10 protein-coding genes and 1 other annotated feature are annotated in these 12851 nt (G+C 55.3%); all 10 genes read right to left on the bottom strand.

Annotation, left to right across the window (positions count from 1 at the left end; all coding sequences use genetic code 11):
• Nucleotides 1-10: 10 nt before the first annotated feature.
• Complete coding sequence (gene aspS / locus JCR24_RS01605) at nucleotides 11-1783, bottom strand: aspartate--tRNA ligase (RefSeq protein ID WP_238979964.1); 1773 nt, start codon at nucleotides 1781-1783, stop codon at nucleotides 11-13.
• Between the two features lie 4 nt (nucleotides 1784-1787).
• Nucleotides 1788-3068 carry a histidine--tRNA ligase gene (hisS, locus tag JCR24_RS01600; protein WP_238979963.1) on the bottom strand — a complete coding sequence of 427 codons (1281 nt, stop codon included), beginning with the start codon at nucleotides 3066-3068 and terminating at the stop codon, nucleotides 1788-1790.
• Between the two features lie 46 nt (nucleotides 3069-3114).
• Nucleotides 3115-3346 (bottom strand) — a binding site (T-box leader).
• 200 nt (nucleotides 3347-3546) lie between these two features.
• Nucleotides 3547-5076 (bottom strand): alkyl hydroperoxide reductase subunit F, encoded by a 1530-nt coding sequence (ahpF, locus tag JCR24_RS01595; RefSeq protein ID WP_129447176.1) that lies wholly within the window; start codon nucleotides 5074-5076, stop codon nucleotides 3547-3549.
• A 15-nt stretch (nucleotides 5077-5091) separates the two neighbouring features.
• Nucleotides 5092-5655, bottom strand: coding sequence for an alkyl hydroperoxide reductase subunit C (gene ahpC, locus JCR24_RS01590; RefSeq protein ID WP_011232052.1), 564 nt, complete (start codon nucleotides 5653-5655; stop codon nucleotides 5092-5094).
• 234 nt (nucleotides 5656-5889) lie between these two features.
• Entirely contained in the window at nucleotides 5890-6063 is a 174-nt protein-coding gene (locus JCR24_RS01585) for a hypothetical protein (protein ID WP_238979962.1), read from the bottom strand.
• 81 nt (nucleotides 6064-6144) lie between these two features.
• Nucleotides 6145-6603, bottom strand: a complete 459-nt coding sequence (gene dtd / locus JCR24_RS01580) for a D-aminoacyl-tRNA deacylase (RefSeq protein WP_031205947.1) — start codon at nucleotides 6601-6603, stop codon at nucleotides 6145-6147.
• Between the two features lie 23 nt (nucleotides 6604-6626).
• On the bottom strand, nucleotides 6627-8825 hold the full coding sequence (locus JCR24_RS01575; protein ID WP_011232055.1) for a RelA/SpoT family protein: 2199 nt from the start codon (nucleotides 8823-8825) through the stop codon (nucleotides 6627-6629).
• A 148-nt stretch (nucleotides 8826-8973) separates the two neighbouring features.
• A complete protein-coding gene (locus JCR24_RS01570) occupies nucleotides 8974-9486 on the bottom strand; it encodes an adenine phosphoribosyltransferase (RefSeq protein ID WP_013144641.1) in 513 nt (170 codons plus the stop codon).
• Nucleotides 9477-11843, bottom strand: a complete 2367-nt coding sequence (gene recJ, locus JCR24_RS01565) for a single-stranded-DNA-specific exonuclease RecJ (RefSeq protein ID WP_042380643.1) — start codon at nucleotides 11841-11843, stop codon at nucleotides 9477-9479. The genes JCR24_RS01570 and recJ overlap by 10 nt, the downstream gene beginning before the upstream one ends.
• Nucleotides 11844-11900: 57 nt before the next feature.
• A complete protein-coding gene (locus JCR24_RS01560; protein WP_238979961.1) occupies nucleotides 11901-12809 on the bottom strand; it encodes a cation diffusion facilitator family transporter in 909 nt (302 codons plus the stop codon).
• Between the last annotated feature and the right edge of the window lie 42 nt (nucleotides 12810-12851).

The raw sequence follows: 12851 nt of genomic DNA, 5'->3' as shown, positions 1-12851 counted from the left end.
GATGCCGCTGTTACTCGTTTTCTGGAAGCACAACCGCCAAGTGCAGCTCCTCGAGCTGCTTGTCGCTGACCGGCCCCGGCGCTTCGGTAAGCAAGCAGCTCGCGCTCGCCGTTTTCGGAAACGCGATCGTATCGCGCAAGTTCGTGCGCCCAGCGAGCAACATCACCAGCCGGTCAAGGCCAAGCGCAATGCCGCCGTGCGGCGGAGTGCCGTATTCAAACGCCTCAAGCAAGAATCCGAACTGGCGGCGCGCTTCTTCTTCGCTGAACCCTAAGGCGCGGAACATTTTTTCTTGCACGTCCCGCTCGAAAATGCGAAGCGAGCCGCCGCCAAGCTCATAGCCATTTAAGACGAGATCGTACGCCTGCGCGCGGACGGCGCTTGGGTTTGTCTCCAACAGCGGAATGTCGTCGCGCACCGGCATCGTAAACGGATGGTGGGCGGCGTAATAGCGCCCTTCTTCTTCGTCATACTCCAAAAGCGGCCAATCCGTCACCCACAAAAACGCGAGCTTCGCTTCGTCGATCAAGCCGAGCTCCTTGCCAAGCTTCAGCCGCAACGCGCCGAGCGCCGCTGCGACGATCGCTTTTTCGTCGGCGACAAACAAAAGCAAATCTCCGTCTTCGACAGCAAGCGCTCGACGCAGCGCCGCCTGTTCCTCATCGGTGAAAAACTTGGCGATCGGTCCTTTCAGCTCTTCGCCTTCCGCTTTCAGCCAGGCGAGCCCTTTCGCCCCGTAGCGGCCGGCAAATTCTCCTAAGGCGTCAATATCTTTACGCGAATAGCGAGGGGCAGCGCCTTTCGCGTTGATCGCCTTCACTTGGCCTCCTTCTTTGACGGCGCGGGCGAACACTTGAAATGCTGAATTACGGACGATTTCCGATACGTCGACGAGCTCGAGGCCAAAGCGTATATCCGGCTTGTCCGAGCCGTAGCGGCTCATCGCCTCGTCATACGTGATGCGCGGAAACGGGCGCGGGATGTCGATCCCTTTTGCTGCTTTCACGACGGCAGCCATCATCCGTTCGGTTAAATCCATAATATCCTTTTGTTCGATAAACGACATTTCGATGTCGATTTGCGTAAATTCCGGCTGGCGGTCAGCGCGCAAATCCTCGTCACGGAAGCAACGGGCGATTTGGTAGTACCGTTCCACGCCGCCGACCATGAGCAGCTGCTTAAAAATTTGCGGCGACTGCGGCAAGGCGTAAAATTCGCCCGGATGGACGCGGCTTGGCACCAAATAGTCACGCGCCCCTTCCGGCGTGCTTTTCGTCAACATCGGCGTTTCAATTTCCAAAAAGCATTCGCTATCCAAAAAGTCGCGCACCGTCTTTGTGATTTTGTGGCGAAGCGCCAGTGTTTGAAACATGACTGGGCGGCGCAAATCCAAATACCGATATTTTAAGCGCACGTCTTCCGCCGCATCCGTGTCATCGGAAATCGAAAACGGCGGCGTTTTTGCCTCGTTGATGATCTCGATTCGTTCCGCTTGAATTTCAATGCGGCCGGTCGCGATGTTCGGATTGACCGTCTCGGGCGCGCGGGCGACGACCGTTCCTTCGACGCTTAAAACGTATTCGCTCCGCACGCGCTCCGCTGCCGCCAGCGCTTCAGCCGACACGTCCGGGCTGGCGACAACTTGGACGATGCCCGTTCGGTCGCGCAAGTCAATGAAAATGAGGCCGCCTAAGTCGCGGCGCTTTTGCACCCAGCCTTTGAGCACGACGCGCTCGCCGACGGCCGTTTCCGGCACTTCTCCGCAATAATATGTGCGTTCCATTCGCTCACTCCTCCTTCCCGATCCGTTCATGCAAAAAGTGCGCCAACTCGCCGAGCGGTACATTCGTTTGCTCGCCGCTCGCCATATGCTTTACCGCCGCTTCCTGTCTCTCGAGTTCTTCATCGCCGATAATGGCGACAAACGATGCCCCAAGCCGGTCGGCGGCCTTCAGCTGCGCCTTCAATTTTCGGCCCAAATAATCTTGATCGACCCTCAATCCAAAGCGGCGCAATGCATAAACGAGGCGGACCGCCTCGTCTTTCGCCCGCTCACCGACAGCGACGACATAGCAGTCAAGCCCACTCTCCACCGGCAATTCCACTCCTTCGGCGTCAAGGGCGGCCAACAGCCGCTCGATGCTCAAGGCAAAGCCGATGCCCGGCGTCTCCGGACCGCCGATTTCTTGGACAAGCCCGTTGTAACGCCCGCCGCCGCACAGCGTCGCCGCCGCGCCAAATCCTTCCGCTTCGCTCATAATTTCAAACGTCGTGTGGTTGTAATAGTCAAGCCCGCGCACGAGCCGCGCATCGATGACAAACGGGATGCCGAGCGCTGTCAAGTATTGTTTCACTTTCTCAAAATAGGCGCGCGATTCGTCATTTAAATAGTCTAAAATCGACGGCGCCGTCGCCATCAGCTCATGATCGCGGTCTTTTTTGCAGTCGAGAATGCGGAGCGGATTCGTATGAAGCCTCGTCTGGCAGTCCGGGCACAGCTCGTGGATGCGGTTTGAAAAATGGCGAACAAGCGCCTCTCGGTGCGCCCGGCGGCTGTCAAGGTCGCCCAAGCTGTTCATGACAAGCCGGATCCGTTTTAAGCCAAGCGCTTCGTAAATATGCATCGCTAGCGCCATCACCTCGGCGTCAATCGCCGGATCGCTGCTGCCGAGCGCCTCGACGCCGAACTGGACGAACTGGCGGAACCGTCCCGCTTCCGGACGCTCGTAGCGAAACATCGGCCCGCTGTAATACAGTTTCAGCGGCTGGTGCGGACTGCCGTACAGCTTATGCTCGACAAACGCTCTGACAACCGGCGCCGTGCCTTCCGGGCGGAGCGTCAGCGCGCGCCCCCCTTTGTCTTCGAACGTGTACATTTCTTTTTGCACAATGTCCGTTGTATCCCCCACGCCGCGCAAAAAAAGCTCCGTATGTTCAAAAATCGGCGTCCGGATTTCCTGATACCCGTATCGGCTGCAAAGGTTGCGGGCAACATGTTCGACATATTGCCATTTTTCCGTGTCCCCTGGCAGCACATCTTGCGTCCCTCTTGGAATTTGAAAAGCCATGCTCATCCTCCTTTGCCCAAAATAAAACGCCCTTGTCCCTGTCATCGATAGGGACGAGAGCGTCATTCCCGCGGTGCCACCCTAATTGAAGCCGATCCGGCTTCCGCTTGTCGCCATTAACGCATGACGCGCGTTCCTTTTTACTGGCGCAAAGCGCGTTCAAAAGGAAACCTACGGAGTGTCTTTCGTTAAGCCATCATGGAGAAACGCTCGCAGCCTTAGGCGTTTCCTCTCTGGCCATGTGGGCCTTAACTACTTTTCTCCATCATCGGTTGTTCCGTATGAGAAAGATGTAATTTTATATTACGGACAATCTCGGCCGTTTGTCAAGTTGTCCTAGCGGCTGTGATCCATGGTTTTTCGCAAAGAGAAAAACTTTGATGTCTCATCACATTTTTCACCTTGTTTAAAAAAAGAGAGCCGATTCATTGAACCGCCCCTCCATGGGATCGAAGAGGCGGTCCACCTTCGGCTCTCTTTAATGGCGAATCAAATAATCAAACGCGCTTAACGCTGCGGTTGCACCCGAGCCCATCGAAATAATGATTTGCTTATAGGCGCTGTCCGTGCAGTCGCCCGCGGCAAAGACGCCTTCAATGTTCGTTGCGCCGCGTTTATCAACAATGATTTCACCGAAGCGATTCCGTTCCACCGTTCCTTCCAACCATTCGGTGTTCGGAACAAGGCCGATTTGTACGAACACGCCTTGCAATTCGATATGATGTTCTTCCCCTGTTTCCCGGTCAATGTACGTCAAGCCGTTGACTTTGTCCGTGCCGGTGATTTCCGTCGTTTGCGCGTTTTTAATCACCGTTACGTTCGGCAAGCTGTACAAACGATCTTGCAAAACAGCATCGGCCTTGAGTTCAGGGGCGAACTCAAGCAGCGTCACATGGCTGGCGATGCCAGCGAGGTCAATCGCCGCTTCGACTCCAGAGTTCCCGCCGCCGATGACCGCCACGTGCTTCCCTTCGAACAGCGGGCCATCGCAATGCGGGCAATAGGCGACCCCTTTGTTTTTGAACTCTTCCTCGCCCGGCACGCCAAGGTTGCGCCAACGGGCGCCCGTTGCGATGACAACCGTTTTGCTTTTCAACACGGCGCCGTTTTCCAGCTCGACTTCAATCAAGTCTTTTTTCTCGAGCCGTTTTGCCCGCTGCGAGCTCATGATGTCGACGTTGTATTGCTTTACATGTTCTTCAATGCTGGCCGCAAGCTTCGGTCCTTCCGTATATTTGACGCTGATAAAGTTTTCAATGCCGAGCGTATCTAAAATTTGTCCGCCGAAGCGCTCCGCGACAATGCCAGTGCGAATGCCTTTGCGCGCTGCGTAAATGGCTGCTGTCGCACCTGCAGGGCCGCCGCCGATCACCAGCACATCAAACGGCTCTTTGTCGGCGAAGGAAGAAGCGTCCGGAGCACTCCCTAATTTGGCGAGGATATCTTCAAGCGACATGCGGCCGCTCGCGAACAGTTTGCCGTTTAAAAACACCGTCGGTACGGCCATAATCCCTTTTTGCTCCACTTCTTCTTTAAACGCCGCCCCGTCGATCATCGTATGCGAAATGTTCGGGTTTAACACGCTCATGATGTTGAGCGCTTGCACGACGTCCGGGCAGTTGTGGCAAGTCAAGCTGACGTACGTTTCAAAATGATGTTTGCCCCTGATTTGTTGAATGCGGTCCACGACGTCTTGGCTGACTTTCGGCGGCCGCCCGCTCACTTGAAGCAGCGCCAAAACGAGGGACGTAAATTCATGGCCGAGCGGCACGCCGGCGAAGGTGATGCCGGTGTTTTCGCCGACCCGATTGACGCTGAAGCTTGGCGTTCGTTCCAGCTTCGCTTTTTCCACTTTGATTTTCGGCGACATCGCCGTTAATTCATCGATTAAAGCAAGCATATCGCGGGAAACGTTGTCGTCTCCCGCGCTTACCGTCAAGACAATATCATTTTCAAGCAATTGCAAATACTGGGCTAGTTGCGCCTTGATGTCAGCATCCAGCAGCATCGCCTAAGCCCCCCCTTAAATTTTGCCGACGAGGTCTAGGCTTGGCTTCAGCGTTTCCGCTCCTTCTTTCCATTTCGCCGGGCAGACTTCACCCGGATGGTTGCGCACATATTGGGCCGCTTTAATTTTATCAATCAGCGTGCTGGCGTTGCGGCCGATGCCGTCCGCATTGATTTCCACCGCTTGAATGACGCCGTCTGGATCGATGATGAACGTGCCGCGCTGCGCCAATCCTTGTTCTTCATCGAGCACATCAAACATGCGCGACAGTTGATGCGAAGGATCGCCAATCATCACGTATTCGATTTTGCTGATGGCTGGCGATGTATCGTGCCATGCTTTATGCGTAAAGTGGGTGTCGGTCGAAACTGAGTACACTTCCACGCCAAGTTCTTTGAACGTCGCGTAGTGGTCTTGCAAATCTTCGAGCTCCGTCGGGCAGACGAACGTAAAGTCCGCTGGATAGAAGCAAACGATGCTCCATTTTCCCATGAAGTCTTGCTCTGTCACTTCGATGAATTCGCCGTTGTGATACGCTTGGGCACGGAATGGTTGTACTTTTTTCCCAACCAAAGACATTGCTTCATCTACCTCCTGCGACTGTTAGTTTATAATAATTTTAAACCAATACTTATTATCATATAGGGGCATATGTTTGTCAATACATATGCAATGGATTTTTTCCTCTACCGAGCCGGATCAGTGTTGAGCGGATGCGCAGCGCTCATTCGCAGCTGTTTCGTCTGAACAGCCACACTGCCTCGGCCCACGAAACATCCGCACGCCCCGTGCGCTCCTTCCAACTCGCCATGTTTACGGACGGGGCTGCTGTTTTCTCAACATTTGTACGTCTTTCGGCGCCACACCGAATTCGGATGCCAACTCAAACGCTCTATATTGGGCCTCGAGCCGCACCCATTCGTGAAAGTCGACGGACAGCACATCGTTTGTCCGGTGCGCCTGCTCGCCTCTTTTGGTTTGCCGCATCGCGCTCCTCCTTTCTCTATCGCCGCACTTGTTTTCATCTTTCCCATTTTTCGCCGAAAATAAAAAAGAAACCGGGAAACTTCATCTGTTTCCCGGTTTCTCGCTGCTGTCGATGATCAAGGTGACTGGCCCGTCGTTTGTGAGCGATACGTCCATCATCGCACCGAATACGCCGGTTTCTACATGAACGCCTCTTTCGCGCAAAGCGGCGTTGAACGCCTCATACAGCGGCAAGGCATGGTCGGGCTTGGCCGCCGCCATAAAGTTCGGGCGCCGGCCTTTTCGGCAGTCGCCGTAAAGGGTGAACTGCGACACCGACAGCACCGCCCCGCCGACGTCAAGCAAGGAGCGGTTCATTTTTCCGTCTTCATCTTCAAAAACGCGCAAATGAGCGATTTTCTCAGCCAAATAGGCAGCATCGTCTTCTGTATCTTCATGCGTGATGCCAAGAAGGACGACAAAACCCGCATCAATGGCACCAACGACTTCGCCGCCGACGGTGACTTTGGCCTCTTTCGCCCGCTGGATGACCGCTCTCACTTGCATCCCTCCTTTCGCCGCCCTTAGTTGTTCATCAAGCGCTGGACGGAATAAATGTCGGGAATTTGTTTGATTCGTTCGACGACTTTTTGCAAGTGGCTCAAATTATGAATGGCGATTGTCATATGGATCGTCGCAATTTTATGTCGGTGGTCTGAGCGTCCCGAGACGGCGGAAATATCGGTGCGCGTTTCATTCACCGCCTGCAGCACCTCATTCAACAGGCCGCGACGGTCAAAGCCAGTGATTTCAATATCGACATTGTACTCACGCTCGCCGTTTGCTCCGCTCTCCCATTCAACGGCAATCAATCGATCGGCCGCTTCTTCGGTCTTGACGTTCGGGCAATCGGCGCGGTGGACGGAAATGCCGCGGCCGCGGGTAATGAAGCCGATAATTTCATCGCCCGGCACCGGGTTGCAGCAGCGCGACAAACGGATGAGCAAGTTGTCCATTCCTTGGACGCGAATGCCGCAGTCGCGCTTTTTGCCAGCTGGCAGCTTGGCTTCGAAGACCGCTTCGGCCAGTTTGCGCTGCTGTTCCTCGAGATCGCGCTGCTTCCGCCATTTTTCCGTCAACCGATGGGCGATTTGCGCCGCTGTGATGCCATGATAGCCGACTGCCGCATACATATCGTCTTCGTTCGAGAAGTTGAACTTTTCGGCGACGCGCTTTACGTTGTCCGCCGTCATCACTTCTTTCGGCTCAAAGCCGAGGCTGCGCACCTCTTTTTCGACCATCTCTTTGCCTTTTTCGATGTTTTCTTCGCGCCGTTGCTTTTTGAAAAACTGGCGGATTTTGTTGCGCGCCTGCGACGTTTTCGCCAGTTTCAGCCAGTCTTGGCTCGGACCGTACGAATGATTGGAAGTTAAAATTTCGACGATGTCGCCCGTTTGCAGCTTGTAATCAAGCGGCACCATTTTGCCGTTCACTTTCGCCCCGATCGTCTTGTTGCCGATTTCCGAATGGATGCGGTAAGCGAAATCGATTGGCACCGATCCGGCCGGCAGCTCGATGACATCGCCCTTTGGCGTGAAGACGAACACCATGTCGGAAAACAAATCCATCTTGAGCGATTCCATGAACTCTTCGGCATTGCTCGCGTCGTTTTGCCATTCCAAAATTTCCCGAAACCAAGACAGCTTTTCTTCAAATGAGTTGGGTTTGATCGTCTTTCCTTCTTTGTACGCCCAATGGGCGGCAATCCCGAACTCGGCGATTTGATGCATTTCAAACGTGCGGATTTGCACCTCAAGCGGTTCGCCTTTTGGGCCGATCACCGTCGTATGGAGCGATTGGTACATGTTCGGCTTCGGCATGGCGATGTAGTCTTTAAAGCGCCCGGGCATCGGTTTCCAACATGTATGAATAATGCCGAGCACAGCATAGCAGTCTTTGATGCTGTTGACGATGATGCGGACAGCGAGCAAATCGTAAATTTCGTTGAACTGTTTATTTTGCATCACCATTTTTCGATAAATGCTGTAAATATGTTTCGGACGCCCGGAAATTTCGCAAGGAATATGCACTTCGTTGAGCCGTTCGCGCACTTCTTGAATGACTTCTTCCAAATATTGCTCGCGCTCGGCCCGCTTTTTCTTCATTAAATTGACGATGCGGTAATATTGCTGCGGGTTTAAATAGCGAAGCGCCGTATCCTCAAGCTCCCATTTGATTTTCGAAATGCCGAGCCGATGCGCGAGCGGAGCGAAAATTTCGAGCGTCTCATTGGCAATGCGCCGCTGTTTTTCGGCCGGCAAATGTTTCAATGTCCGCATATTGTGCAGCCGGTCGGCGAGCTTGATCAAAATGACCCGGATATCTTGCGCCATGGCCAAAAACATTTTCCGGTGGTTTTCCGCCTGCTGTTCTTCCTGCGATTTATATTTAATTTTCCCAAGCTTCGTCACCCCGTCGACAAGCATCGCCACTTCCGCGCCGAACTCGCGCTCGAGGTCTTCTTTTGTCGCCTCGGTGTCTTCGATGACATCATGCAAAAACCCGGCGGCGATCGTCGTGGCATCCATCTTTAAGTCCACCAAAATGCCCGCGACTTGAATCGGATGGATGATGTATGGTTCGCCCGATTTCCGAAATTGGTCGCGATGGGCGTGCTTGGCAAACTCATACGCCTTTTTCAAAAAGGCGACGTCTTGTTCCGACAAATAACAGCTCGCTCGTTCAAACACTTGCTCCGCTGTCAGCACTTGTTCATTGGCCATAGGGTTGAATCACCTTTTTAATCGATTAAAATTGAAGCTGCAAAGCACAGAGGTCCGTTGCGTTCATACGGTTAATAAGAAAGAGCACTCATGTGTGAGTGCCCCTTTTTTCTTTATTGTATCCGAAGATGCGAACAATGTCGACTGTTTAAAACTGCATCAGCGTCAAAATATCGTAGCCTTCCAATTTTTTGCGGCCGCCAAGCTCGGTAAGCTCAATCAAAAACGCCAATCCGGCCACCACTCCGCCGAGCTGTTCCACCAAATCGATCGTCGCCCGCATCGTCCCGCCCGTCGCCAGCAAGTCGTCGGTGATCAACACGCGCTGCCCTGGCTTAATGGCATCTTTATGCATCGTCAAGACATCTGTTCCATATTCCAGGCCATACTCCACACGGACGACTTCGCGCGGCAGCTTCCCTTCCTTGCGCACCGGCGCAAATCCGACGCCAAGCGCATAGGCGACTGGGCATCCGATGATAAAGCCGCGCGCTTCCGGACCAACGACGATATCGATTTGTTTTTCGCGCGCATATTGAACAATTTGGTCGGTCGCATATTTGTACGCCGGACCGTTGTCCATCAGCGTGGTAATATCTTTAAACATGATGCCCGGCTTCGGGAAATCGGGCACAATCGTAATGTATTGTTTTAAGTCCATGATACGTTTGCCTCCTCGTGCGTTTGCGAACGTGTCATTTCCGCCAAACAGCGTTTCAATTGCTCGTAAGTGGAATAGACTAACTGATGCTCCGCCTCGAGCTCGTCCCGCCGCCGGCGGTACGTCGGCGATTCGTGCAAATCGCGCTTCGCCGGCTGATGAACGAGCGAAATGACGCCGTTTTGTTCGCTGATAAAGTCAAGCTCTAAAAATACTTTCGCCATAAAATGAACCGTCTCTTCCGTCCAACCGCGGGCGCGGGCCAGCTCACCACCGCGCTTGGCGAGCGGAAACGAACGGTGTTGATGCAAAAAGGCGTAAAACCATTTAAAATGTTCGCGCGTCGGAAACGTGCGGAAAAATTGCGCCTCGGGCTGGGCAAACACCGCGTAAATGCGCGCCGGCCGCCCGCTGCCAAGAAGCGCCGACAGCAAGGCCAGCCGCGGCGGCACGTCAAGCAGCACGACATAGCGGTCGTCAATCGATAAGGCGCCCGCCTCTTCTTCGGTCGGCACGCAATGAAGCTCCCCGCGAAATGGCGCCACGTCCGGGCGCTGCCCAGTTTCACAGCGAAAGGAGACGACTAGCCGCTTCTCTTTTGGCAGCCGCTCAAGAAGTGGACGGACGTCGCGGCAGCCGCGGACGTCAAACAGCTGGCAGTCGCTGACCGCCAGATCACACAACGACAGCTGCGGCTTGGCGAACCCGTTCCATTCGTTCACCGACAGCTCCCCGACCGCCGAAATGCGCGCATCCGGAGCGATTTCTTCGCATAACGGCCCAAGGCCGAAGCCGATGGCATCGATCGCGGCCCCGTCTTGGGAAAAGACGGCTTTCATATGGGCTCCGTTCGCCCCGACGCGCCGCATGGTTTCAACGGACGCCCCTTCAATGAGAACAAGCGGCCGCGGATTGCCGACGCCAAACGGAGCGAACCGCTCAAGGCTGCGGGCGGCCGACAGCGTCAACTCAGCAATCGAACAGGAAGCATCAATGAACGTCGGCGGCGTAAAATCGTCCTCAGACAACGTTTCGGCGGCGATGTCGTTCAGCCGTTGCCGTAATTCTTCGACATCATCAAGCGACAATGTCATCCCCGCCGCCATCGGGTGGCCGCCAAAGTGCGGCAACAGGTCGCGGCATTGCGACAGGCTGGCGAATAAGTCAAACCCATGAATGCTGCGGGCTGACCCTTTGGCGATCCCTTTTTCCCGGTCGATTGAAAGCACGACCGCCGGGCGGTAAAACTGCTCGACAAGCTTAGAAGCGACAATGCCCACCACTCCGGCATTCCATCCTTCGCCTGCCACAACCAAGACGCGATGTTCCTCAGGAGGAAATTGGCGGCGCACCATGTCCGCCGCTTCTTCAGCGATTTGTGCCACAAGCTGCTGACGTTCGCGGTTTAACTCGTCCATCTCCGCCGCCAGCTGCACCGCTTCGTTCTCATCGTCCGTCATTAAGAGCGCCACTGCCGGATCGGCGCCGCCGAGGCGCCCCGCCGCGTTCAAGCGCGGAGCGATGACAAATCCGACCGTCTGTTCGTTGATGGCCGCCGCATCAATGCGGCATTGCCGAAAAAGAGCGCGCAGCCCGATGCGCTCCGTCGCTCGCAACGCTTCAAGCCCGTGTGCAACAAAGAGGCGGTTTTCCCCAACAAGCGGAACCAAATCAGCGATCGTGCCGATCGCGACCAAATCAAGCAAATGGCGCGGCACCCGCCCAAGCAAGGCATGGGCTACCTTAAACGCAACGCCGACGCCGGCTAAATCGCGAAACGGATATGTACTTCCCGGCTGCTTCGGATGAATGATCGCATGCGCCTCCGGCAACACCGGACCTGGCTCGTGGTGATCCGTTACGATGACATCCATCCCCCACTCGTTGGCGGCCGCAATTTCCTTGACCGCCGCAATCCCATTGTCGACGGTCACAATGACGGAAACGCCGCGCTCTTTTGCGGAGCGAAACGCCGCCATGTTCGGCCCGTATCCTTCCGTAAATCGGTTCGGAATGTAGAACTCGACCGACGCCCCCGCCTCCTTGAGAGCACTCACCATCACCGACGTGCTGCAAACGCCATCGGCATCGTAATCGCCGTATACCAACACGCGTTCACCCGCGTCGATCGCCCGCTTTAGACGCTGAATCGCTCGCTCCATCCCATCAAGCAAAAACGGATCATGAAACGGTTGCTCAAGCGGATTGAGAAACGCCGCCGCCTCCGAGGCCGTCCGCACCCCGCGGCGGACGAGAAGCCTCGCCAATAAGGGCGTGACGCCGGCTTCCTCAGCCAGCCGCCTCACCGCCTGCTCATCGAGGCGCTCCACCTCCCAACGCGTTTTCGCTTTCAACATGTCTCCCACCTCAACTCTCCTTATTATACAAAAAGGAGAAAAGGGCAGGCAACGACATTACGGTTTTTTTTCCGGGTTGTACGGGTTGATGTGAACCATGACATTGCGGACGCGCGGCAGCGTCAGCAGTTTTTCTTTCACTTTCTTTCCGATCCGGTGCCCCTCTTCGACCGTCAAGCGCGGATCGACGGCGATTTTCAAATCGACGATGACGTAATGGCCGTGCTCGCGCGCATGCAGCTCATTGATTTGCCGCACATCGGGAATGGACAAGACCGCCTCGCGCAAATAGCCGGCCTCTTCCTCGTGAAGCACATGGTCGATCGCCGTATGGACCGACTGTCGGCCAAGGTCCCATGCCATTTTCAGAACAAGCAGCGAGACGAACAATCCGGCGAGCGGGTCGGCGTATACAAGCCAGTCAATCTCCCATTTTCCACCGACAATGGCGGCGCCGACGCCGATGAGCGCAGCAAACGACGAAAACACATCCGATCGGTGCTCATAGGCGTTGATGATCAGCGCATCGCTGTTTAGCTTTTTCCCGAGCCGGTATTTATAGCGAAACATCGCTTCTTTGACAGCAATCGACAACAACAAGACGTAAATGGCGGCCGCCCCGGGCGGCGACAGTGGGGCGAAAAATGACAGAAACGCCGAGCGCCCGATCTCGATCCCAACGAGAAATAGAAGAACCGCCACAATAATGGCGGCGATTGATTCCGCTTTCCCATGCCCGTACGGATGATCCTCATCCGGCGGGCGCGCAGCGGCCCGCAGTCCGACCCAAACGGCGAACGAGCCGGCAACATCGGACGCTGAATGGGCGGCATCAGCGATCAACGCTTGGCTTTGGCTCCACACGCCGACCGCCGCCTTGACAGCAGCAAGCGCCATGTTGCCGGCGATGCCGACGACCGCTGCTGTTTTCGCCTGCCTGAACCGCTGTTCGTGTTCCATGGCCATCTCCCCCACCTTTGCATTCAGCAGCCTCACACGCTGCCTATG

It is taken from the genome of Geobacillus sp. YHL, assembly GCF_022341265.1.
GTDB lineage: Bacteria > Bacillota > Bacilli > Bacillales > Anoxybacillaceae > Geobacillus > Geobacillus thermoleovorans.
This window is presented reverse-complemented; position numbering and strand designations above follow the sequence as displayed.